Source organism: Burkholderia sp. HI2714, assembly GCF_002223085.1.
Classification (GTDB): domain Bacteria; phylum Pseudomonadota; class Gammaproteobacteria; order Burkholderiales; family Burkholderiaceae; genus Burkholderia; species Burkholderia lata_D.
The window spans coordinates 304,153-327,990 of the sequence record NZ_NKFM01000053.1 but is presented as its reverse complement, the minus strand read 5'-3'; the positions used below and the strand labels follow the sequence as shown (position 1 = coordinate 327,990).

21 protein-coding genes and 1 pseudogene are annotated in these 23,838 nt (G+C 65.8%); 9 read left to right on the top strand and 13 right to left on the bottom strand.

Annotated elements, in window-relative coordinates; genetic code table 11:
* Positions 1–73: 73 nt before the first annotated feature.
* The 9 genes and pseudogenes from CFB82_RS28220 to CFB82_RS28185 all read right to left on the bottom strand — a co-directional run bounded on the left by CFB82_RS28220 (position 74) and on the right by CFB82_RS28185 (position 9,131).
* On the bottom strand, positions 74–310 hold the full coding sequence (locus CFB82_RS28220; RefSeq protein WP_256990496.1) for a hypothetical protein: 237 nt from the start codon (positions 308–310) through the stop codon (positions 74–76).
* Between the two features lie 249 nt (positions 311–559).
* Positions 560–1,552 (bottom strand): amidohydrolase family protein, encoded by a 993-nt coding sequence (locus tag CFB82_RS28215; protein WP_089486180.1) that lies wholly within the window; start codon positions 1,550–1,552, stop codon positions 560–562.
* A complete protein-coding gene (locus CFB82_RS28210) occupies positions 1,549–3,006 on the bottom strand; it encodes an aldehyde dehydrogenase family protein (RefSeq protein WP_089486179.1) in 1,458 nt (485 codons plus the stop codon). The genes CFB82_RS28215 and CFB82_RS28210 overlap by 4 nt, the downstream gene beginning before the upstream one ends.
* A gap of 17 nt (positions 3,007–3,023) precedes the next feature.
* On the bottom strand, positions 3,024–4,676 hold the full coding sequence (locus CFB82_RS28205; protein ID WP_089486178.1) for a GMC family oxidoreductase: 1,653 nt from the start codon (positions 4,674–4,676) through the stop codon (positions 3,024–3,026).
* Positions 4,677–4,826: 150 nt separating this feature from the next.
* Positions 4,827–5,768 (bottom strand): LysR family transcriptional regulator, encoded by a 942-nt coding sequence (locus tag CFB82_RS28200; protein WP_089486303.1) that lies wholly within the window; start codon positions 5,766–5,768, stop codon positions 4,827–4,829.
* Positions 5,769–5,879: 111 nt separating this feature from the next.
* The gene (locus CFB82_RS28195; RefSeq protein ID WP_256990495.1) at positions 5,880–6,866 is read right to left on the bottom strand and encodes an alpha/beta hydrolase; all 987 of its coding nucleotides are present in this window, start codon (positions 6,864–6,866) and stop codon (positions 5,880–5,882) included.
* 99 nt (positions 6,867–6,965) lie between these two features.
* A complete protein-coding gene (locus CFB82_RS43740) occupies positions 6,966–7,580 on the bottom strand; it encodes a nitroreductase family protein (protein WP_089342199.1) in 615 nt (204 codons plus the stop codon).
* 207 nt (positions 7,581–7,787) lie between these two features.
* Positions 7,788–8,012, bottom strand: a pseudogene (locus tag CFB82_RS44130) (DoxX family protein); the annotation flags it as partial.
* Positions 8,013–8,144: 132 nt separating this feature from the next.
* Entirely contained in the window at positions 8,145–9,131 is a 987-nt protein-coding gene (locus tag CFB82_RS28185) for a zinc-binding dehydrogenase (protein ID WP_089486176.1), read from the bottom strand.
* Positions 9,132–9,257: 126 nt separating this feature from the next.
* On the opposite strand from CFB82_RS28185, the gene CFB82_RS28180 reads away from it, so the two are divergent.
* Together CFB82_RS28180 and CFB82_RS28175 are read left to right on the top strand one after the other, a co-directional pair.
* A complete protein-coding gene (locus CFB82_RS28180; protein WP_089486175.1) occupies positions 9,258–10,148 on the top strand; it encodes a LysR family transcriptional regulator in 891 nt (296 codons plus the stop codon).
* 438 nt (positions 10,149–10,586) lie between these two features.
* Positions 10,587–10,799 carry a hypothetical protein gene (locus CFB82_RS28175; protein WP_083266065.1) on the top strand — a complete coding sequence of 71 codons (213 nt, stop codon included), beginning with the start codon at positions 10,587–10,589 and terminating at the stop codon, positions 10,797–10,799.
* 79 nt (positions 10,800–10,878) lie between these two features.
* On the opposite strand, the gene CFB82_RS28170 is transcribed toward CFB82_RS28175, so the two are convergent.
* The 3 genes from CFB82_RS28170 to CFB82_RS28160 form a co-directional block, all read right to left on the bottom strand.
* On the bottom strand, positions 10,879–11,304 hold the full coding sequence (locus CFB82_RS28170) for an NUDIX hydrolase (protein ID WP_089486174.1): 426 nt from the start codon (positions 11,302–11,304) through the stop codon (positions 10,879–10,881).
* 274 nt (positions 11,305–11,578) lie between these two features.
* Positions 11,579–12,967 carry a nucleobase:cation symporter-2 family protein gene (locus CFB82_RS28165; RefSeq protein ID WP_069251178.1) on the bottom strand — a complete coding sequence of 463 codons (1,389 nt, stop codon included), beginning with the start codon at positions 12,965–12,967 and terminating at the stop codon, positions 11,579–11,581.
* A 142-nt stretch (positions 12,968–13,109) separates the two neighbouring features.
* Positions 13,110–14,066, bottom strand: a complete 957-nt coding sequence (locus tag CFB82_RS28160) for a LysR family transcriptional regulator (RefSeq protein WP_089486173.1) — start codon at positions 14,064–14,066, stop codon at positions 13,110–13,112.
* Between the two features lie 103 nt (positions 14,067–14,169).
* On the opposite strand from CFB82_RS28160, the gene CFB82_RS28155 reads away from it, so the two are divergent.
* Positions 14,170–14,907, top strand: a complete 738-nt coding sequence (locus CFB82_RS28155) for an SDR family oxidoreductase (protein WP_089486172.1) — start codon at positions 14,170–14,172, stop codon at positions 14,905–14,907.
* A gap of 8 nt (positions 14,908–14,915) precedes the next feature.
* On the opposite strand, the gene CFB82_RS28150 is transcribed toward CFB82_RS28155, so the two are convergent.
* Complete coding sequence (locus CFB82_RS28150) at positions 14,916–15,893, bottom strand: LysR family transcriptional regulator (protein ID WP_089486171.1); 978 nt, start codon at positions 15,891–15,893, stop codon at positions 14,916–14,918.
* Positions 15,894–16,026: 133 nt separating this feature from the next.
* On the opposite strand from CFB82_RS28150, the gene CFB82_RS28145 reads away from it, so the two are divergent.
* The 6 genes from CFB82_RS28145 to CFB82_RS28120 all read left to right on the top strand — a co-directional run bounded on the left by CFB82_RS28145 (position 16,027) and on the right by CFB82_RS28120 (position 23,833).
* Positions 16,027–16,743, top strand: coding sequence for an SDR family oxidoreductase (locus CFB82_RS28145; protein ID WP_089486170.1), 717 nt, complete (start codon positions 16,027–16,029; stop codon positions 16,741–16,743).
* A 250-nt stretch (positions 16,744–16,993) separates the two neighbouring features.
* Positions 16,994–18,457, top strand: a complete 1,464-nt coding sequence (locus CFB82_RS28140; RefSeq protein ID WP_089486169.1) for an MFS transporter — start codon at positions 16,994–16,996, stop codon at positions 18,455–18,457.
* Positions 18,454–19,995, top strand: coding sequence for an FGGY family carbohydrate kinase (locus CFB82_RS28135; protein WP_089486168.1), 1,542 nt, complete (start codon positions 18,454–18,456; stop codon positions 19,993–19,995). Before CFB82_RS28140 ends, CFB82_RS28135 begins: the two co-directional genes overlap by 4 nt.
* An 18-nt stretch (positions 19,996–20,013) precedes the next feature.
* Positions 20,014–21,693 (top strand): glycerol-3-phosphate dehydrogenase/oxidase, encoded by a 1,680-nt coding sequence (locus tag CFB82_RS28130; RefSeq protein ID WP_089486167.1) that lies wholly within the window; start codon positions 20,014–20,016, stop codon positions 21,691–21,693.
* Positions 21,690–23,252 (top strand): FAD-binding oxidoreductase, encoded by a 1,563-nt coding sequence (locus tag CFB82_RS28125; RefSeq protein WP_089486166.1) that lies wholly within the window; start codon positions 21,690–21,692, stop codon positions 23,250–23,252. Before CFB82_RS28130 ends, CFB82_RS28125 begins: the two co-directional genes overlap by 4 nt.
* Before the next feature lie 5 nt (positions 23,253–23,257).
* Positions 23,258–23,833, top strand: a complete 576-nt coding sequence (locus CFB82_RS28120; RefSeq protein ID WP_089486165.1) for a glycerol-3-phosphate responsive antiterminator — start codon at positions 23,258–23,260, stop codon at positions 23,831–23,833.
* Positions 23,834–23,838: the final 5 nt, after the last annotated feature.

Sequence of the window (23,838 nt, the reverse complement as noted above, 5' to 3'; positions counted from 1 at the left end):
ATTCGCTGCCGTCAAAACTGGGCCGCTGAACGTCTTGGGGTGTGGGTTTTTCTGCCCGATCCGTGTAACTGAGTCACGATCGCCCGATCTTCTTGACGGCTTCCGCGAGTCGATCGGTCACCAGGTGGCCCGATTTCCGGCGAGCCTTGATCCACTCATCTTTGATCTTCCATGCCGGCTCGGTAAATTTCACGCTCCGGGCAATAGCGGCGATCCGCGGATGAATCGGAATCAACCGCGGTCGACCGTTTTTGGTCGTGCGGAGAGAGAACCCGTCCTTCGTCGGGATCGCGCACAGGATTTCGCTCATACGCATCCCGGAGTAGAACGCGGTTCGGATGGCTGCTCGGGTTGGTCGATGCGAGCATGCCTTCGCGATTTCCAGCATTTTGAGCCGCGGAGGAATTTCATGGTCAACCAGGCAGCGAGTCTCGAGCCGATCTCATCGGAACGCAGGCAGACTCGTCGGACCCTGGCCGGAGGTGGATCGCGATCCGTGAGTCCGAAGCACGTTGTAGGACTGCCATCAGCGTGCGATGAGCTGCAGTGAACATGCAGGCTACAACATGAGCAATCGCTCCACATTGGTGCGGCCGATCTTGGTTCGATCGTTCTCGCTGATCAGCGCGCGATCGAACCATTCGCTGGCGGTCGCCATGCTTTCGTATGGATAGTCCGCCGAGAACAGCACGCGATCGACGCCGATCTCGCTGATCGCATTCAGCAAGCCTTTCGTATGAAAGTGGCCGCTCGTCGTCACGTAGAAGTTCTTGCCGAAGTACTCGCTCACTGGACGCTGCGCGCGGCCGCGACCCGTCCCGTCACGCTGCATGTACAGACGATGCTCGAGACGCGGCAGCATCAGCGGCAGGCCTTCGCCAAGGTGGCCCAGGATCACGGTCAGGTTCGGGTAGCGGTCGAACAGCCCGCTCAACATCAGCCGAATCGCATGCGTCGCCGTTTCGTGCGCGAATCCCCACGCCGAACCGACGAGCGACGCGTAACCGTCATAGATGCGCCGCTGGTGTGGCAGCGGTTCGCGCGGATGCAGATAGACCGGCACGTCCAGTTGCGCGACGCGCTCCCAGAACTCCCAGACTGGCGCTTCGTCCAGATACTGCGCAGTGTCGGCGTTGCCGATATTCGTATAGCCGTTCACCAGTGCGCCTTTCATCCCGAGTGTCTTCACCGCGCGCTCGAGTTCGTCCGCCGCGTCGCGCGGCGATTGCAGCGCGACGGTCGCGAACGCGTGCAGACGACCGGCATGGCGCGACGTGAAATGCTCGGCGATCTCGTCGTTCGTGCGCCTGGCGAAATCGATGGCCTGCGCGCGATCGAGTATGGACTGCGCTCCCGGCGACGTGAGAGACAGCACGGCTGCGTCGATGCCGCAGCGGTCCATCTCGTCGATGCGCCGATCGGCATCGAGCAGCCGGGCATCGACGTCTTCCATATACGCCTTGCCGTTGCGATCGGCCTCGCCCGAGGCGTCCCACAGCGCGTTGTTGCGTTCTGTCGTCAGGTGTTCCTCAAGAACGATCTTGCCTTTCATTGCGACGCTCCCGTGCTCAGTGTGATGTGCTTGAATTCGATGAAATCGTCGATGGCCGCAGCACCGTTGAGTCGGCCGAGACCCGATTGCCGATAACCGCCTTCCTCAAATTCGTCGTAGACCTTCGCCCAATCGTTGATCCAGACCGTGCCGGCCTGCAATGCGCGAGCGACGCGCATCGAACGCTGCACGTCGCGCGTCCATACCGCGGCGGCGAGGCCGTATTCGCTGTCATTGGCCAGTGCGATCGCCTCTTCTTCCGTATCGAACATCTGCAGCGTCATCACGGGCCCGAACGTCTCCTTCTGTACGATGTCGAGCTTCGAATCGGCGACCTCGAGCAGCGTCGGACGATAGAACGCACCGCCGGCAAGCTCTTCGTCGGTCGCAGGGCCGCCGCGAAGCAGCACTTTCGCGCCCGCCGCGATCGCCTGTTCGACAGCCTGGTCGACACGCGCAACATTGGCTCGATCGATCAACGGCCCCATGTCGCTGCGCGGATCCGCCGCAGGCCCGACACGCACCGCGGCAAGGCGCGCGGCGAGACGCGTACGTACCGCGTCCGCTACGTTACGCTGCACGAGGAGGCGCGACCCGGTCATGCAGAATTGCCCGGCGAACACCGTGAGCGACTTCTCGAAGACCGGCAACGCACCATCCAGGTCGACGTCGTCGAACACGACGTGCGGCGTCTTGCCGCCGAGTTCCAGGCCGAAGCGCTTCAGGCGCCGCGCGCCTGCGGCCGAGATCGCGCGGCCCGTTGCGGTCGATCCCGTGAAACTGATGACGGGCACATCGGGAGACGCGACGAGATATTTCGCGCCGTCCGAGCCCGATTCGCTGAACATGTTGATGACGCCGCGCGGCAGCGACGGCGCCTCCGATATCACCTTCGCGACGAGCGCGTTGATTTGCGCCGTCTGTCCCGGCATCTTCACGACAGCGGTCGCGCCGGCCGCGAGTGCGGGCGCGAGCGAGCGCACCATCAGTACGACCGGCGAATTCCACGGCACGATGATGCCGGCGACGCCCATCGGCTCGCGCAGCACGAGCGATACGACATCCGGACGCGGCGTGCCGCCGTGCGCGCGCTCCGCGCGTGCCAGTGCCGCGTAGTAGCGCAGCTTCGACGGCACCATCTCGACCTCGAACCGTGCTTCCGGTTTGATCTTGCCGTTTTCGAGCGAAAGCAGGTCGACCAACGCGTCGGTGTGCCGTTCGAATGCAAGAGCAAGTTCCTCCAGCACTTTCGCGCGCAATCCCGCATCGCGCTTCCAGGACGTGCGATCGAACTCGCGCAACGCCGCAGCGACGGCAGCACGCGCTTCAGCTTCGCCGCCGTCGGCGTAGCGGCCGATTACGGTACCCGTAGCCGGGTCGAACGAATCGCGATGAGCGGGGGAGTCGACCCATTCGCCATCGATCCAGTGCAATGCATGAGTGGTGGAAACCATGTGTTCTCCGATTCGAATCAAACGTATCGACGTGCGATATGCTCGGCCGTCGCGATCGTCGTGATGTTGGTGGCCACCGAAATTGCGTCGGGAAAGATCGACGCATCGACGACGCGCAGGTTGCGCACGCCATGCACGCGAGCGTCGAGATCGACCACGGCGTGCGGATCGCCCGCGCGGCCCATCGGCGCGGTGGAAGTCGGGTGATGGTACGTATCGACAGTCGACTTGACCGAGGCGAGAATCTGCTCATCCGTCGCCGCGCCGGGGCCCGGATTCAGTTCCGTGTGCACCAGACCCGACAGCGGCGCGGTACTGCCGATGCGCCGCGCCAGCTTGATACCCTCGAGCAGCCGCACACGATCCTGCTCGTCGGCGAGGAAATTCAGATCGATGATGGGTGCCTCGTCGGGCTTGCGGCTCGCCAGCTTCACGCTGCCGACCGACAACGGGCGGGTCAGCGCGACCGCGAGCACGAACCCCACTTTGGTCGGGCTTTGATCGTGCGGAAACAGGTGGGTCGCCGTGATATGCAAATCGAGGTCGCCGGGTTGCGCGGACGCGCTGTGCGTCCACAGGAACGCACCGATCACGGGCGACTGATCGCCGATCTTGTCGGGACGCGCGGCATACGCGTTGTAGTAGAACGGGTGGTCCTTCAGGCGTTGCCCGACCGGTAGATTCGCCACCTCCGGGATCGACAACGCATGCAGATCCGCTCCCGGCCCGATGCCCGAGCGCAACAGGATCGCGGCGCTGCCGTAGCTGCCCGCGCTCAGGATCACTTCGTTCGCGTGGATTTCCTCGCCATTCGCGAGCCGTACGCCAATGGCGCGGTCCCGATCGAACAACACACAATCGACCAGCGCGCCGCCGCGGATCTGCAGGTTCTTTCGGGATCGCACGTCGTTGGTCAGATAGGCAATCCCCGTGTTGACCCGCACGCCGTTGACGATGTTCATCGAATACGGGCCGACGCCGTTTGCGTCGGGCCCGTCGAAATCGTCGATCACACGGTAGCCGTTTGCAACCGTCGCATCGACGAACGCACGCTGCATCGGCGTGATGTCCTCGCGAGTCAGCTGTCGCACCGGCAGCGGGCCGGCGTGGCCGTGCAACGCCGCACTGCCGCTGTCGCGGCTCTCCAGTCGCTTGAACGACGGCAGCATGTCCGCATACGACCAGCCGGGCAGGTTCCAGTTCTTCAGATCCTGCTCGCGCGCCCGGATTGCCACTGCGCCGTTGATCGCGGAACTGCCGCCGAGCACCTTGCCGCGCAACGCCCGGATCGGATGATCGATGTAGCCTGTCTGCGTCCGGTAGCCCCATTCATGGCCGGCGTCGCCGCCGACGATGTCGCTGCTCGCGATCACGTGCGGGTAATCCCATGCGGCGTAATTGTGGCCGGCCTCGAGCAGCAATACGTTGCGGCCGGCCTTTTCGCTCAGGCGCGCGGCCATCACGGCGCCCGCCGAGCCGCCGCCGACGATCAGCACGTCGATCGTGCGCCTGCTGTTGGTGGCTTGCCGTCGGGGCCACTCGGCGGGCGCATCTGGTTCCGCGCTCGCTTCTCCGCCGAGCAGAGAGCCGACGGCGAGCACCGCCGAATGCGCGAGGGTCTGCGCGAGCATCGTGCGGCGCGCCGGGTGTTGCAGGGTATCGTCGTTCATGATCGTAGGTTACGTGGTGAGGATTGGAGCAGATTACGAATCGCGGCCACGCGCGCATAGGCGGCGGCCGGCGAACCCGGCGTTCGGTTTTTCAGAACGCCGCGTGCGGCTGCGCCCCCGTGTCGTGCGTGCGGCACACGCGAATCGTCGCTACAGGTGGCCGTCGCGCGGCAGGATGCCGCGTTCGATGAGCGCTGCGTCCCAGCTCGCCGGCTGCCCGATCTCGTCGGTCAGAAACTCGATCAGCGCCTGAATCCTGGGCGGCGTTCGAATCGCTTTCCTGTAGAGCGCGGAGATCTGCCCGCCCGACGGCATGTACCCGGACAGCACCGGCACGATTTCGCCCGCGAGTAGCGCATCGGCTGCGAGGAAGGTAGGGAGGATCGCGAGGCCGAGGCCGGCCAGCGTGCCCGCGAGCAATTGATATCCCGAGTCGGTCCGCATGCGGATGCGGATCCTGAACGACTGCTGCGCGCCGTCGAGCGGCAGGCTCCACATCCCGTTGGGCTCGCGGTTCAGATAGATCAGCCCGTCGTGCTGCAACAGGTCGCCGGGATGCACGGGCACGCCGCGCCGCGCGAGATAGGCCGGGCTGGCGCAGATCACATGGTGATTGGTGGTAAGCGTACGTGCGACGAGATTGGAATCGGCCAGCTTGCCGATGCGTATCGCAACGTCGAAATGGCCGTTCTGCAAATTGGACAGACGGTCTTCCGCCTCGATGTCCAGGCAAAGCGCCGGATAGTTTGCCGAAAACCGCGCCATCAATGGCGCAAGACGATGCGTAACGAACGTGGACGGCACCGCGAGCTTCAACGTGCCGTGCAGGCTCGCGTCGGCGTCGCGCACGGCTTCTTCGATTCGTTCGAGTTCCTGAAGGAGCTGCTTCGATTGCTCGAAGAATCCGCGTCCGGGTTCGGTCAGCTGCAGCTGGCGGCCGCGTCTGAGCAACGTACAGCCGAGCCGCTTCTCGAGCTGCTGGATGCGCTGGCTGATGATCGACTTGGTCGTGCCGATGCGGCGCGCGGCTTCGGAGAAGCTGCCCGATTCGACCACGGCCACGAACGTGCTCATGTCGGAGAATTTGTTCATGTCCCAGATCGAAAGCATGCGATCGGCCGGTGCATGCTCCGCACGGCCAATCGCGCACCGAGCATGGACGAACTCATGTCGGCCATTGCTCGAACAGGCCGGTCGCCGACGTCAGGCAAAGCGCTCGCGCAGAAACCGGATGCCTTCGTCCAACGCGCGCTCGCCCAGCGAATGGTTCGCCTTGTCCTTGAAGAACTGGATGAAACCGTGCGCCTGCCCTTCGTAGACCGTGACGGATGCAGGCGTGCCCGCGCTGTTCAGGCGATCGGAATACGCAACGTTTTCGTCGCGCAGCGGATCGCGTTCGCCGACCTGGACCAGCGCGTGCGGCAAACCCGCGTGATTTCCCTCGAGCGGCGAAAGCAGCGGCACATACGGGCTGGTTCCTGTCGGTACGTAGCTCGCGATCACGTTGCGCATCAGTTCCCGGGTCGGAAAATTCGCAGGCCCCAGCTCGGCCCACGAAGGCGTATCCGTCCTCAGGCTCACCGACGGATACATCAACCACTGCCCGACCAGTATCGGTCCGCGGCGATCGCGCGCAAGCATCGCGGCCGCCGCGGACAGGGTCGCGCCGGCGCTGTCGCCGCAAATGACGATCCGCCGCGGATCGCCGCCGAACTCGGTCACGTTGCCTGCCGCCCATTGCAGCACGGCGTATACGTCCTCGAGGCCAGCCGGAAACGGGTATTCGGGGGCCAGCCGATAGTCGACGGAAATGACCAGCGCAGGCGTGCGGACGGCGATCGCCCGCACAAGCACGTCGTGCGTGTCGAGGTCGCCGGACACGAATCCGCCGCCGTGTACGAACAGGACGGTCGGAAGCGTCGCCTCGGCTTGCGGGCCGCCTGGATGGTAGATGCGCACGGGAATCTTCCGTGCGGAATCCGGGGCGGGCACGTCGACCGCGAGCACACGATCGACCTCGTCGGGCTTACCGGCCGACGGAATCATCGCGCGATACGACGTGCGCATCTCGTTCGCGAACGCGGCAAGGTTATCGGCGACGCGCACCGACGCGCCCGCGCTCGGCTCGATGACATGATGAGCAGCGAACGAAGCGAGGCACGATTTTTTGAACAGGTTCCACGGGAACATGCATCCACTCCTGGTAGTGAGGATTCGATGGCGCGCGAGCATCGTAACGGACAGTCTTTCCCGACTTCGCATCAACGATGCGTCGCGCTGATCCGTCGTTCAGGCGAACGACAGCACGTCGGATACCGGCTTGCGCGGCTTCTGCGGCCAGTTGCCGGAGGACGGATAGCCGACCGTGACAAGCATGACCGGAACGTCCGTCGGTGCGAGACCGAAAGCATCGGCGACGCCCTGCGGGTTGAACCCGATCATCGGGCCGGACGCGAGACCCATGCCCTGAGCAGCCAGCATCAGCGTCATCGCCGCCAGCGACCCCGAGCGAATTGCTTCGTCGCGCTGGAACGTCAGATTGTCCTGATACATGTTGCGCGCCGCGCCAACCCATCCGTTGTACAGGCCTTCGTCGATGATTCCGGCATTCAGCGTCGGCTTCAGCGCGTCGGCAAGCGTCAGGTGCGGATCGAGCGTGCCGCACACGATGAAGGTGACCGCTGCATCCGCTACCTTCTGCTGCCCGAACGCGAGCGGAAGCAGGCGCGCTTTCGCATCATCGCTACGCACGGCGACGAACTTCCAGTTTTGCAGGTTGAACGCGGACGGCGCACGGGTGGCGAGTTCGATCAGCTCGCTGATCTGCGGGTCCGACAATTTTCGACCGGTGTCGTACCGGTTCGCCGAGATACGCGACTTGATCACTTCAGAGATGTTTGACACTTGCAGGCTCCTTTCGTCTTGCGGGGGGGTAACGGGATGACCGCGATCGCGAGCTTCGCCGCGATCCTCGGGGTTCGCGAGCTTCGCGTCCAGGCTGAAACGGCCGGCGCCGACACTCGCCAGCAGCAGGAAGCCGCCGGCCATGGACACGTTCTTCAGGAGCATCACCGTCTGCGTCTGATCCGCGAATTGGTTGTGGAAGAGCGCGGCGGTGATGACGCAGAAGCCGGCAAGCAGCGCCGCCACGATGCGTACGCGATAACCGGCGACGATCAGTAGACTCGTACCGATCTCGAACAGCACCGTCGGCACGAACAGCGCGGCCGGCACGTGATTGGCTTCCATGTAAGCGCGAATCGCATCCGGCGCGGCGAGTTTCGACAGGCCGGAAAGCAGAAAGATCAACACTAGAAGAATTCGCGCAGCCAGCATGGTGGCCGGCTGGAATCTTTCGACATCGGTCGCCGATCGAAAATGATCGGCCGTGGCGTTGTATTTCATATCGTAGTCCTATGTTTATAGAAATGTTGAAGGTGCTTTGGCAGTGAACTTACCGGTGCCTGGTCAAATGGTCACAACGATCTTTCCCAGTGCGCGATTGCTTTCCATCAGGCAGTGAGCGCGACGAAGTTCGTCGAAATCCAGCGTATGCGTTCGCAGCGATGGAATGTCGCCATCCGCCGTCGCGCGAGCGATGGCGAGCAGCGGAACGTCGGCGGCAGGCATCGCGCTCGTGCCGAACAGCGCGGACGAGAAGAAACCAAGCCGCACGCCGTTAGGCAGATCCTTCATCAGATGAAATGACTCGAGCTCCGTCCCACCGTGCAATCCGACAATGCTTAGCATCCCGAATTGGCGCAATGCACGAGCGGAATCTCTCAGTGTGCTGGCGCCGACCGCCTCGAATACCGCGTCGACGCCGGACGGAACCACTGCCTTGACCGCGGACGCGATCTGCCCGTCGTCCAGGAGTGCGAGGTCCGCACCGACGTCACGCATACGTTGCAGGTTGGCAGCTTCGCGGCTCGTCGCGATCACCGTGACCCCACGGAATTTCGCATAGGCGATGGCCGCGAGGCCGACGGAGGACGTACCGCCGCGAATCAGCAGTGTTTGGCCGCGGGCGCTCGCCAACATCTTGTCGAGTGCGCCAATTGCCGTGATATAGGCTCCCGGGAGTGCCGCCAGTTCGGCCCATGAAAGCATGCTGCCGTCCAGGGCGATCACGTTGCTCCGCTGTACGGTGACTTCTTCCGCGTAGCTACCCGGGCGGGTGAACTGCAACCCGCCCATCGCGGTCGCGACAGCTTGCCCGGTGTGAAACAGACCCGAAGGATCGTTAAGGACTTCGCCGACAGCTTCGATACCCGGCACACGGTACGCCTGATCGTTCGAACCAAGCTTCCCTGCACGGAGATGCGTTTCCACACGATTGAGCCCGAACGCGCGCACGCGAATCCTCACTTCTCCGGATCCTGGCTCACGCTGCGGGATGTCGAGCAATTGCAGCACGTCCGGGCCACCGAAGCGTTCGATCACGTAGGCTTTCATGCTTTCTCCAGGCGGGCGACCGTATCGGGCACCCTTCGTCGATTCGAAGGGCTCATTCTGGGTTGTCGATATCCGCAATGGAACTGGTTAAAATGAGACTCATGCTTTCATTTTTGGTAGGCCAAATTGGATCTCAACGATGTCCGGATTTTCGTCAGCGTCGTGCAGACGGGCAGCCTTTCGGGCGCCGCGACACGATTGGCGATACCGTTGCCGACGGTCAGTCGCCGCATTCGTGCGCTGGAACAGCAACTCCGGGTCCAGTTGCTCGAACGGACCGCTCGCGGCACCAAACTGACGGAGGCCGGAACTCGGCTTTACGAACATGCCAGTCGCGGCGTCGAGATGCTTGCCGAAGGGGAACAGGCCGTCGTCAGCGATCAAGCGCGGCTGAAAGGGCGGCTGCGCCTTTCGCTGCCGCCCGGGTTCGACGTGTGGTGGACACTGTTGTCCGAGTTCCAGAAGCGATATCCGGATATCCATTTGCACGCGTATGCGACCGAGCGGCGCGTGGATTTGATCGAAGATGGAATCGACGTCGCGCTGCGCGTTGGCGCGATTGCACACGAGTCGATGGTCGCACGCCAATTGCTGACTTACCGACACGTGCTGGTGGCCAGCGCTTCGTTGCTCGACACGCTGGGCGAGCCGAACTCGCCTGACGACCTGCACCGGTTCCCGTGCGCGGTATGGAGTCCCGTAGCCGAAGTCAGCCGTGGCTGGCGCCTGGGCGAACAGACTTTCGAATCCGATCCTATCCTGTCCACCAACGACTACACGTACTTATGCAGCCGTGCCATCGCGGGCGAAGTCGTCACCGAGCTTCCACCGTTCCTGGCCGCGGAACCTGTTCGGCAGGGCCGATTGGTCGCCGTGCTTCCGTCTTATCCATTGCCTGAACAACAAGTGAATCTGCTATATCCGTCGCATCGGCATCCGTCGGCCATCGTTCGCGCATACCTCGAGTTTTGCCAATCGCAGATTGCGTGGTTCAAGCGCATTTGCACTATTGAGTAGCGAAGTGGCGTCGCCTTCGGTGCGCCCCGTGTGTACGTGATGCCTCAACGCACATCGAATTATTTGACATAGCTAACACTCTCGTCGGACGCCCTTTTCCCGTAAGGCATTGAGGCCGATATTGGATCGCGGCCGGGCCCAATATGGGTAGGATCGTGGGTAGGGCGCCATCTGAGATTGGGGAGTCTTACCTGGCGGGCCTTGGGGAACAGCAGTCGGCGTCTGCTGCCTTCCGCCACCCTGTTTCATCTTTTCGACCCGGCGCGCTTCGATCGACTGGCAATTGCACGACAGCGCCAGCGGTTGCAATCGCCAAAACTTGATCGGGAAAAGCACTAAAAGTTTGCGATTTTTTTCCGGGCTATAGTCGAATCACTGAAGGTAGACGCGGCGTCCCTTGCCGATACCGTTCAGGTAATGACTGTAGATGGGTGCTGCATGAAAAATAAAATCGACAAGACCGCCGGACCGATCTGGGGCGTGGCTGCAGGATTGCTTCTTGCTGCCGCAGGATTGAGTCTCGGCATTTTCCCGAGATCCCTGCAAAGCTCGGGAAGTGCGAACGACTTCATGGCGTCCGGCGCCGCGATGCTTGGCATCTTCCTCATCGTCTATTCCACACGCGAATTACGCAGAAAGCGCGCGCTCTGAGCGCTCGCGCGTCGCGGATCCACGACGAAGAACGACTTGAGCCGGCCGCCGGCTCGTGAATACGCTCGTCCGTCGCGCGCTACGCTTTGCTGATTTCGTGTTGGTAAACGAGTTCGACGATGCGCTTCGTCGGAATGCTGGCGCGCAACCCGTCGACGTTGTCGATCGGAAACCACTTGCATTTCTCGATCTCGTTGTTCGCTTGCGGCGTCTGGTCCGGGCCGACTTCCGCGAAGAACACGTGATGGATCTTGGCGAGGCCGGTGAACTGCATCGAGTAGACGAGATGCTGGCCGGTCATGCCGGTTTCTTCGGATAACTCGCGATGCGCGGCTTCGAGCGGCGATTCCCCACGCTTGATCGTGCCGCCGGGAAGGGCCCAGCGCGACGCCGCGCGGGCGACGAGCAGGACTTGCTCGCCGCGGTAGCAGACGATGGTCGCGCGTTCCTTGACCGGGACGGCGCTCGCTTCGGGGGCGTTGCTGGGGGCGGGGGCTTGAGGCATGAAGCAATTCTAACCATCGCGGATCGATCGGCAAAGCGGGTCTGACGTGGTTTGACGATCGATCGTCACCGTCGCGTGTCCGGCCCGGCCGGCGCCCGGTCGTCCGCGCCCAGGGAACTGGGCGTCGACATGAAGTGCGCCATCGGCTCGCCCTTCGCTTCGAATCGGGCGACGTTATCCGTCGATGCGGGACATATCGTCCGCCATGAAAAAAGCCGCGCTCCCGATGCACCGGGAGCGCGGCTTGAGGCGGAGCCGGTAAGGCGTCGCGCCGTTACTTCTTTTCCGGCAGGAACCAGTTCATCACGAGCGCGCAGATCCCGCCCGTTGCCACGCCCGATTCCAGCACGTTCTTCAACGCGTGCGGCAGGCTGTTGAGGATGTCCGGCACTTGCGACACGCCGAGGCCGAGCGCGAGCGACACCGCGATGATCAGCAGTGCGCGACGATCGAGATGAACGCCCGCGAGGATGTTGATGCCCGATGCGGCCACCGCGCCGAACATCACCATCGCCGCGCCGCCGAGCACGGGCTCCGGCACGGCCTGCAGCACGCCGGCGACGACCGGGAACAGGCCGAGCACCACGAGCATCCCCGCGATCCAGATGCCGACGTAGCGGCTCGCGACGCCGGTGATCTGGATCACACCGTTGTTCTGCGCGAACACCGAGCTCGGGAACGTGTTGAACACGCCGGCCAGCAGCGAGTTCGCGCCGTTGACGAGCACGCCGCCCTTGATCCGCTGCATCCACACCGGGCCTTCGACCGGCTCGTTCGAGATCTTGCTGGTGGCCGTGACGTCGCCGATCGCTTCGAGCGATGTGACGAGGTAGATGATCAGCATCGGCACGAACAGCGACCACGAGAAGCCGATGCCGAAGTGCAGTGGCGTCGGAACCTGGAACAGCGCGGCCTGGTGCATGCCGGTGAAGTCGAGGCGGCCGAGGAACGCAGCCGCGAGATAGCCGATCACGAGCGCGATGACGAGCGCGGTGCTGCGCACCCACACGATCGGCACGCGGTTCAGCAGGATGATCGTGCCGAGCACGAGGCCGGACAAGGTCAGGTTCTCCGCGCTCGCGAAGGTGCCCTTGGCCATCGCGCCAAAGCCGCCGCCCATGCTGATGAGGCCGACCTTGATCAGCGTGAGGCCGATCAGCAGCACGACGATGCCGGTGACGAGCGGCGTGATCAGGCGCTTCACGAACGGCAGGATGCGCGACACGCCCATCTCGACGAACGACCCGGCAATCACGACGCCGAAGATCGCGGCCATCACGGTCTCGACCGGCGTGCCTTGCTTGACCATCAGGCTGCCGCCGGCGATCAGCGGGCCGACGAAGTTGAAGCTCGTGCCCTGGACGATCAGCAGGCCGGCGCCGAGCGGGCCGAAGCGCTTGCACTGGACGAAGGTGGCGATGCCGGAAATCACCAGCGACATCGACACGATCAGGGTCGTATCGCGGCTGGACACGCCAAGCGCCTGGCAGATCAGCAGGCCGGGCGTGACGATCGGCACGATGATCGCCAGCAGGTGCTGCAGCGCGGCGACGAAGGCGACCATCGGCGCCGGCCGGTCGTTCGGGCCGTAGACGAGGTCGCGGGCCGAATCTGCGGCGTCGGCGCCGTGGGCGGCGGGTTGGGCGGGGGAGGCGGGTTGCATGGCGAGCGGGCCGGACAAGGTGGAAAGTGCGGCATTTTAGCCGAACGGCCCGCCGGCGCCGCTGCGATAGCGGGGATTCGGCGGATCGGGAAAACGGTGGCGGATCGGTGTCCGGGCCGGCCGCGGCCGCGGCGACCGTCGGTCAGCGGGGCTGCCGCGACGCGGGCGCGGTCGGCGTGGCAGTCGGGGCAGGGGTCGCATGGAACCCGGGCAGTTCGGGAATCCGCCGCGCCATGAACTGCAGGAACGTGCGGGTCCGCAGCGGCAGATACCGGCGCGACGCATAGACGAGGTGCAGCGCATGCGGCGGCACCATGTCCCACTTCGGCAGCAACCGGACGAGCTGCCCGCTGTCGATCAGGTCCTGAACGAGCCACGCGGGCCCGCTGCCCACCGCGTTTCCGGCAAGAAAGCAGTCCCGCAGCGCCATCGAGCTGTTCACGCGATACCGGCCGCGCACCGTCACGACGACCTGCTCGTCGCCGCGCGCGAAGACCAGTTCGTTGCCGATGTCCGCGCGCGCGTAGCCGACATATTCATGCTTCGCGAGGTCGTCCGGCCGGCGGAGCTTCGGTGCCTGTGCCACGTACGCCGGCGTGGCGACCAGCAGGCGCGGTGACGACGCGATGTGGCGCGCCACGGCATCCGGCGGCAGCAGCTGGCCGAGGCGAATGGCGACGTCGACGCCTTCTTCGACCAGGTCGATCACGCGGTCGGTCAATTGGAGCTCGACCTCGATCTCCGGCCACGCGGCGAGGAATTCGAGCACGAGCGCGTTCAGCCTCAGCTCGCCCAGCCCCAGCGGCGCATTGACGACCAGCTTGCCGACCGGCCGCACCGTTTGCCCGCGCACCTCGGCCACCGCGCTCGCGTATTCGTCGATCACGCGCTTGCAGCGATCGTAGAACCGGCGGCCTTCGTCGGTGGGCGCGAGGCTCGTGGTCGAGCGTTCGAGCAGGCGAACGCCCAGTTCCTTCTCGAACGCGGCGACGATCTTGCTGATCGTCGGTTGGCCGGTGCCTTCCTCGCGCGCGACCGCCGAGAAATTGCCGAGCTCGATGGCGCGGACGAACACGCGCATGGATCGCAGCGAATCCATCTTATTCCCTTATGGCATGAACCTTATTCAAGTCTCCCACGTTCCTGCGCAATGGAGAATGACCTAACGTTCGCGAACCTTCAATCCCTGATGAGGAGTCGACATGAACCAGGCAACGCAACCTTCGGCACTGGATGGTGCGCACGTCGTGGTATTCGGCGGGAGTTCCGGCATCGGACTCGAGGCCGCGGCCGCCGCGAAGGCGAAAGGCGCCAGTGTCACGCTGGTCGGCCGGACCCGCGCGAAACTCGAATCTGCCGCGCAGGCGATCGGCGGCGCGCGCGTCGCGGTGGCCGACATCGCGGACCGCCATGCCGTGCAGGCCGTATTCGACACGATCACGCGTGTCGATCACCTGGTCGTCACGGCCGGCCGGTTCATTGCCGGCAAGCTGAACGAGACCGATCCCGATCACCTGCTCGCCGCGCTGCAGGAGCGTATCGCCGGGCCGGTCTACGCGATCCGCGCTGCGTTGCCGCTGATGCCCGCGACCGGCTCGATCGTGCTGACCGGCGGGCAATTGTCGGATCGTCCGGCCGCGCAGGGCGTGTCCGTCATTGCCGCCGCCGTGCGCGGCGTCGAGGCGCTGGCGCAGTCGCTCGCACTGGAGCTGAAGCCGATTCGCGTGAACGTCGTTGCGCCGGGCTTCGTCGAGACGCCGCTGTACGACGCGTTTGATCCGGAAGCGCGCGATGCGATCCTCGCGGGCGCGGCGGCGGCATTGCCCGGCGGCCGTGTCGGGCGCGCCGATGAAGTGGGGGAAGCGATCGCGTTCCTGCTGGGCAACGGCTTCATGAACGGCGAGATCCTGCACATCGACGGCGGCGGGCGGCTGGTCTGAGCCGCGTGTCAGCCTGCCGCGCGCGGGCCGGCGCGGCGTGCCGACGGGTGCGGCGCGCGGGCATCCGGATACGCGCGCTGGCAGACGGCGATGACCGCATCGCGCAGGCGGCGATGCACGGGGTCGCCGTGCATGCGCGGATGCCACAGTGCGGACACGAGGATTTCGGGCAGGCGCGCCGGGATCTCGAAGCTGCGCAGCCCGAGGGCCTCCGTGAGCCCCGGCGAGAACGCGTTGCCGAGGCTCGAGCGCGGCACGAGCGCGATCAGGTCGGTGCTGGCCGCGACGCGCATCGCATCGGGGTAGCCCGGTACGACGACCTGGACGGTGTGGCCCGGGCCGGCCTTGTCGGTCGAGTCGTCAGCCGGCCCGCCGAAATCACCGAGCTGCGACGCGATCACGTGACGGCAGGCCGCATAGCGCGCGGGTGTGATCCTGCCCGATGCGAACAGCGGGTGCCCGGCGCGTGCCACCGCGACGTGCCAGTCGTGAAACAGCATGCGGGTGTGCAACTCGGGGGCATCGTCGCCGCGTTTGCCGATTTCCAGATCGACGGCGCCGTCGCGCAACGCCTGCGGATCGCGGTCGGGCTTCGGGACGAAGCGGATGCGCACATGCGGCGCGATTTCGCCGAGTGCGGCGACCACCGGGCCGGACAGCATTTCCATGAACGAGGCGGCCGCGCGGAGGGTGAACGTGGATGCGTGCGTCGCGATGTCCACGTCGGCCGTCGCCGGTCGCAGCACCGCGCGCGCGTCGCTGGCGATCGCATGCACGCGATCGCGCAACGCGGCGGCGTGCGGCGTCGGCACGAGCTTGCGTCCGGCGCGCACGAGCAACGGATCGCCGGTGGCCATCCGCAATCGCGTGAGCGTGCGGCTCATTGCCGATGTGCTCAGGCCAAGCCGGCGCGCGGCGCCGGTCACGCTACCTTCCGACAGCAGCACGTCGAGCGCGGTGACGAGGTTCAGGTCGATGTCTTCCATGGCGACAGGATACGCCTCCGTGCAATTTGACATGGCGTTGGATGCAACTATGAGTTGAATCGGGTGCGTCTGGCGCCTGTCTTGATGCGCACCTATAGTGGGTGCATGACGAAACCCGGCAAAGGCGGAAACCATGCAATCAACGGTATCGAACGCGAATGGGCCCACGATTCTGCTCGTCGCGGCGTCACGCGGCCTCGGGCTCGCGATGGCCGAGACGTTCCTGGACAAAGGCTGGCACGTAACGGGCACCGTGCGCGCAGGATCGGGGCGCACGAAGCTGCACGATCTCGCCGACCGGTTCGACGGCCGGCTCGACATCGAGACGCTCGACATCTGCGAGCCGGCCCAACTGGCCGCGCTGCGCGAGCGGCTGTCGGGCCGGTGCTTCGACATGCTGTTCGTGAATGCGGGCACGACGAACGACCCCACCGAAACGATCGGCGAAGTGACGACCGACGAGTTCGTGCGTGTGATGATCACGAATGCGCTGGCGCCGATGCGTGTGATCGAGACGCTGCAGGATCTCGTGACCGAGGATGGCCTGATCGGCGCGATGTCGTCGGGGCAGGGCAGCGTCGCGAACAACGTCAGCGGGATGCGCGAGGTCTATCGCGGCAGCAAGGCCGCGCTGAATCAGTTCATGCGCAGCTTCGCGGCGCGTCAGGCCGATACGCGGCGTGCGATGGTGCTGATGGCGCCGGGCTGGGTTCGCACGGAACTCGGTGGGCCGGATGCGCGCCTGACGATCGAGGAAAGCGTGCCGAGTCTCGTCGACGTGCTGATCGCCAAGCGGGTACGCCCGGGGCTCGAGTATCTCGACTATCTGGGGAGGACGGTGCCGTGGTGACCACGAACTGACGCCGGACGGCGCGGCCGCCACGAGCGGATTCACCGTCCCCGGGAAACTACCGATATGGTTGCGTGCGCAACGACACTCGCTGCGTCGCACAACCGGATGCGCTTGACATACCCGCGTCCGGCGCCGTAAATTGCCCCGGCAGATCTAGATAAGAGACTATCTGTAAGATGGTCTCTCCATGCGTCGATCGCATCTGCAATGTCGAGCCTCTTACAGAACAAATATACGGAGGCCGATTGTGCAAACGATCGCGGTCAAGCTTCATGGCATTGAAGACGTCATCTCCTTTCTCGACACGCGCCCCGGTATCGCGGGCAGGGCGGGACTCGTCTGGTGGCTGTCGCTCGGCGGGCTGTTTCTCGACGCATTTTCCAACTCGGCATTGAGCGCCGGCCTCGGGCCGATGACGCACGAGTTGCATCTGTCGGCCGCGCAGGTCGCGTGGATGACGTCGTTTGCGTCGTGGGTCGCGATCGCGTTCAACCCGATCGGCGGCTGGATGGCCGACCGGTGGGGGCGCGTGCGGCCACTGATCGCCGCGAAGCTGCTGTCGGTGATCGGTGCGCTGCTGGTGGTATTCGCACCGGATTTCAACACGATTCTCGCCGGGCGCTTCTTCGTCGGGATGGCGTACGGGATCGACTTCGCGATCGCGATGGCGATGCTCGCGGAATTCACGCCGGGCAGCCTGAAGAGCCGGCTCAATACGTGGCAAGGCATGTGGTACACGGCCGTCTGCCTGAACCTGCTGCTCGCGCTGCTGTTTCACGCATGGCAGGTCGGCGATTCGATCTGGCGTTACTCGGTGGCGGCCACCGCGGTGTTCGGCGTCGCGATCCTCGCGCTGCAATGCGCATTCCTCGTCGAAAGCCCGATCTGGCTCGCACGCAAGGAGCGTCTCGACGACGCGGCCCGCGCGATGACGCGCATCTACGGTCAGGCATTCGTTGCGGCGCCCGCGCATGAACGCACGCCGATCGTCAATCCGGCGACGCGCGGCCTCGCGAACGTGCTGCTGATCTTTCGCGGTGTCTACCTGCCACGCACGATCCTGGCCGCGACCGTCCAGATCGGTCAATCGATCGAGTATTTCGCGATCGGCTGGTATTTGCCGCTGATCAGTGCCGCGCTGTTCGGCAAGGACTTCGTCTACGCGACGCTCGGTGCGCTCGTGTTCAACCTGTTCGGGATCGTCGGCGGCTTTTCGTCGTCGACGGTCGGCCGCCGTGTCGGCCTGCGCCGCGCGTCCGCGATCGGCTTCGCGGCGGTCTGCGCGATGCTGGTCGTGCTCGGGCTGTTCCATGCGCGCATGCCGCTGTGGCTGTCGGTGGTCGTGCCGTCGCTGTTCATCCTGTTCCACTCCGCCGGCCCCGGCGCGAACGGCAAGAGCCTGTCGTCGCTGTCGTTTCGAGGCGAGCTGCGCGCGGGCGCGAACGGCATCGTCGGCGCGCTCGGCTCGATCGGCGCGGCGCTCGGCCTGCTGGTCTTCCCGCTGTTTCGTGTGCGCTACGGCCTCGAACATACGTTCCTGATCCTGGCGATCGTGCCGTGCGTCGCGAGTGCGATCTGCTTTGCGATTCGCTGGGATCCGACGCGCACGGCGATCAATCCCGACAACGAACCCGACGCGCCGCACTTCGGCGACGATGCACGCGTCACGTCGGCCTACCTGAACCCCGCCATCGAGAAAACGCCGCGATGACCGATTCCCGAAACGTCATTCTCGCCATCGACGAAGGCACGTCCGGCACACGTGCCGCGCTTGTCGACGCGAGTGGACACGTGTCGTGCCTTGAATACCTGCCGCTGTCGGTCGACAGCCCGCGGCCGGGCGTCGTTGAACAGGATGCGAATGCCATCCTCGACAAGACGCTCGCGGTCTGCCGCGCCACGCTCGCGCATGCGCAGCGACTGGGCGTACGCGTCGTCGCGCTGGCGCTCGCGACGCAGCGCGCGACGGCCGTGCTGTGGGATACGCGGACCGGGCGCGCGCTCGTGCCCGCGATGGTCTGGCAGGACACGCGTCATGCCGCCGAGCTCGACCGTCTCGCGGCCGACTGGGATCGCGTGCTCGTACCGCAGGTCGGCCGGCCGGCAGGCGTGCGTTCGCCGTATCTGTGGGCCGTGCACCAGATGCGTGCGTCGCAGGCCGTTGCCGATGCGCATCGCGCCGGCCGTCTCGCGTTCGGCACGATCGATACGTGGCTGCTTTGGCATCTGTCGGATGCGCGCGAGTGCGTGACGACACCGACCAACGCAACCTCCGCCAGCGCGTACCTGCTCGGCGAGCATCACTATTTCGAATCGTGGCTCGACGCGCTGGGCTTTCCGCACGCGTTGTTGCCCGCGCTGCGCGAGGATGCCGACGCGTTCGGCCGTACGCGCGAAGACATGCTCGGTATCGACGTGCCGATCCTCGCGTGTGCGGGCGACCAGTTCGCGGGCGCCGTCGGTCTCGGCTGCGTCGAGCGCGGCCAGGCGATGTGCGTGCACGGCACCGGCAGCTTCGTCGACTTGCTGACCGGCACGGCGCGTCCCGACGCCGGATCGCACGCACAACCCGGTCACGCGCACGACAGCACGCTGGCGATGACCGCGCGGCGGCATGGCGGCGTGTCGCATTACTCGCTCGAAACCTTCGTCGCGACGACCGGTTCGGCGTTGCGCTGGGTCTGCGAAAAACTGCGCTGGTTCGACGATCCCGCGCAGATCAGCGCGCTGGCAGGCACGGTGCAATCGGCACGCGGCGTGACGTTCGTGCCGGCGCTCACCGGCCTGCGCGTGCCGCGGATGGAGCCGAACGCGCGTGCGCTGCTGTCGGGCATCTCGATCGCGACGACGCAGGCCGAGGTGGCGTACGCAGTGCTCGAGGGCATCGCGCATTCGGTCGCGTCGTGCATGGAGGCCAACCAGGCCGTCGCGCGGGCCGACGTCTCGGAGCTGATCGTCGGCGGCGGCCTCGCGGGCAGTGACACGCTGCTGCAGATCCAGGCCGACGTGAGCGGTGTACCCGTGCGCCGGATGCGCGAAGGCGATCGCGCGAGCCTGCGCGGCGCGGCGTTTCTCGTGGGTGCGTCGGGGCTGCTGTGGGATTCGCTCGACGCGGCCCGCGCGACGCTCGTCACCGACGCCGTTTTCGAACCCTCGATCGATGCGGACAGCCGGCAGCGCCGGCGCGCGGCCTGGCATGCGCGGATCGCATCCGAGCTCGCGCACGCAGCCGATTTCACTCATGCGTGAGCACGGAGAACGACCAGCATGATGCTTTTGCCATCCAGAAAACCCCAGACGGACCGGGCCGGCATGACGGGCACCGAGCCGCTGCGCGCGAACCGCGCCGAGCACCTGGCGCGACTCGAGACGGACACGTTCGACGTGCTGATCGTCGGGGGCGGCGTGACGGGCGCGTATGCGGCGTTCGACGCGAGCCTGCGCGGGCTGCGCGTCGCGCTCGTCGAGAAGAGCGATTTCGCATCGGGCACGTCGTCGAAATCGTCGAAGATGGTGCACGGCGGGCTGCGCTACATCGAACAGGGCAATCTCGGGCTCGTGCGTCATTCGCTGCTCGAGCGGCAGCGGCTGCGGCGCAACGCCCGCCATCTCGTGCAGCGGCTGCCGTTCCTGTTCCCGGTGATGGAGCGCGAAGGCGTGTTCGACGCGCGTCTCGCGAAAGCCTTCGAAAGCCTGCTGTGGACCTACGACATCGCCGGCGGCTGGCGCGAGGGCATCCTGCACCAGAAGCTGACGAAGGCCGAGGTCCTGTCGCATTGCCCGACCTTCAACGAAACGTACCTGACCGGCGGCTTCCTGTACTTCGATGCGCGCGTCGACGATGCGCGCCTGACGCTGAACCTCGTGCGCACGGCCGCGTTTCACGGTGCGACCGTGGCGAACCATGCACGCGTGGTCGAGCTGACGCGCGATGGCCACGGCAAGGTCGATGGTGCGATCGTGCATGCCGACGGCCGCGAGCGGCGCGTGCGTGCGCGCGTGGTCGTGATGGCGACGGGCGTCTGGCTGCGCGACTGGACCGGCGCGCGCAAGGGCGACACGGCCGCGTTGCAGGTGCGGCCGGCGAAGGGCGTGCACGTCGCGATCCCGTGGCTGAAGATCCGCAACGACTGCACGGTGACGATCCCCGTGCCGGGCCGAAACCGCCGCGCGACGATCACGCGCTGGGGCAACGTGTCGTATCTCGGCACGACCGACGAAGACTACGACGGCGATCTCGACGACGTGCATTGCACGCGGCAGGAACTCGATTTCCTGCTCGAAGGCGCGCGTTCCGCGTTGAAAGTCGACCTGAATCCGGACGACGTGGTAGGCAGCATCGCCGGCTGCCGGCCGCTCGTCGGGCCGCCCGGCGGCAAGACGATCGAGATGAAGCGCAATCACGAGATCCACGTCGCGCCCGACGGGCTCGTGACGATCGTCGGCGGCAAGCTGACGACGTCGCGGCACATGGCCGAGCAGACGATCGATACGGTCGGCAAGCTGCTCGGCCGCCGCACGCGTTGCCGCACGAAATCGGCGTACCTGCTCGGCGCGGCCGGCTATGACCCGCAGGCGATCGTCGCCTCGGGTGGGCTCGCCGCGCATCTCGGCGAACGCTACGGCACCGAGGCGCGCTTCGTCGGCGACCTCGCCGATGCGGCGCCGTCACTGCTCGCGCCGATCGTCGAAGGGTTGCCGTACAGCGAAGCGGAAGTGCTCTACGCGGTGCGTCACGAATTCGCGCGCAGCGTCGACGACGTGCTGTCGCGGCGCACCCGCGCGCGGCTGATGGCGCGCGATGCGTCGGCGCGCGCGGCACCGCGCGTCGGAGAAATCCTCAAGGCGGAGCTCGGCCTGTCCGATGCGGCCGTCGCCAGCCAGGTGCGCGACTACGTCGCCGCCGTCGCCCTCGAAAAATCCATCCTCATGGGAGATAACGGATGATCAGCAAGGAAGCCATCAAGCGCGGCTATAACCGTGGCAACTACGTCGTCGGCGCGCACACGCCGCCGCCTTACTCGCTGAACCTGCCGGCGGCAGGCAGCGCGCCGGTGGAGGCCGGCATGCAGCGCGCCCCGGTCACGGTGTCGCAGCAACAGGTCGACGCGCTGCGCGCGGTGGCCGACGAGGTGCTGGCGAAGCCGGCCGACGTCATCGCGTGGACGCGCGACTGGTGGGCCGCGTCGATGGTCGCCGAGACGGATGGCCGGCCGGCAACGCCGCACGCGGTTGTCGTGCGCGTGTCGACGGTCGAGCAGGTGCAGGCCGTGATGCGCATCGCGCATGCGGCGACGATTCCGGTGACGGCGTCGGCCGGCCGCAGCAACGTGACGGGCGCGGCGCTGCCCGTGCGCGGCGGCATCGTGCTCGATGTGTGCGGGCTGAACCGGCTGATCGGCGTCGACGCCGAAAGCCAGATCGTCGACGTCGAGGCGGGGATGTTCGGCGACGTGTTCGAGGAAACGCTGCAGCGCGAACACGGGCTGACGATGGGGCACTGGCCGTCGTCGTTCGGGATCAGCACGGTGGGCGGCTGGATCGCGTGCCGCGGCGCGGGGCAGCTGTCGACGCGCTACGGGAAGATCGAGGACATGGTGTTCGGGATGGACGTGGTACTCGCGGACGGCAGCCTGGTCACGCTCGGCGGCCATTCACGCGCGGCGGTCGGCCCGGATCTGCAGCAACTGTTCATCGGCAGCGAAGGCACGCTCGGCATCATCGTGCGTGCGCGCCTGAAGCTGCATCGGCTGCCCGACTACGGCCACGCAATCGCGTACGGCTTCGACACGTTCGCAGCCGGCCTCGACGCGTGCCGCGAGATCCTGCAGCGCGGCGCGAACCCGGCCGCGCTGCGGCTCTACGACGAACTGGAAAGCGGCGTGCAGTTCGGCCTGCCCGATACGAACGTGCTGTTGATCGCCGACGAAGGCACGCAGGAGATCGTCGACGCGGTGATGGCGATCAGCGCGCGCACTTGTGAGGAAAGCGGACGCAGGCTCGACGGCGACGCGATCTTCGAGAAGTGGCTCGACACGCGCTACCTGACCGGCAAGAGCGCGGAAGGCTTCAAGCGCAGCCCGGGCTTCGTCGCCGACACGCTGGAGATGTGCGGCCGCTGGCGCGACCTCGCGGCGATCTATCGCGACGTGGTGGCCGCGCTGCAGGCCGTGCCCGGAACGCTGGCCGGATCCGCACACCAGTCGCATGCCTACGCGGACGGCGCGTGCCTGTATTTCTCGTTGCGCGGCGATGTCGCGGTGGCCGAGCGGGCCGCGTGGTACCGCGCGGCGTGGGACGCGGCGAACGCGGTGCTGATCCAATACAATGCGACGTTGAGTCATCACCACGGCGTCGGGCTGCTGCGTTCGCCGTACATGCGCGATTCGCTTGGCTCGGCATTCCCGGTGCTGCAGACGGTGAAGCGGGCGCTCGATCCGAAACATGTTCTCAACCCCGGCAAGCTCGGCCTCGGCGACGAGACCGGCCCGCGAGTCGACCGGTAAACGTCATGGACAAGTCGCTGGGCGCGCGTCTCGCCCGTCATCCCGTCATCGCCACGCTGTATGGCGTCGAGCAGGCGGACAGCTTCATCGATAGCGCGGCCGAGGTCGGCATCGTCGCGAACGTCGATCTGCGCCGGCTGCAGGCAGTGGTCGTAGCGCTCGCCCGGGCCGGCAAGTTCGTGATCGTCAACATCGACAGTTGCGACGGGCTGTCGCAAGACAAGGGCGGCGTCGAATATCTGGCCGATATCGGCGTCGCGAGCCTCGTCTCCACGCGCGTCGCGACGATCCAGCGTGCGAACCGCGCAGGGCTGATCACGATGCAGAAGGTATTCGTGACCGACCGCTCGACCTGGCCGCGCAGCGTAAAGGCGATCGAGCAGAGCGATCCGAACCTCGTGCAGCTGATGCCGGCGCCGATGCTCGCGCACCTGAGCGAAGCCGACCGGCAGGCGTTGCCGCCGATCGTCGCGTCGGGCTTCGTCGGCAACGCGGACGACGTGCGCAGCGCAAGGCGGCACGGTGCAGTCGCGGTGTCGACTAGCGACAGCGCATGGTGGAATTTTGTCCCGTCGTCGTGACGGCC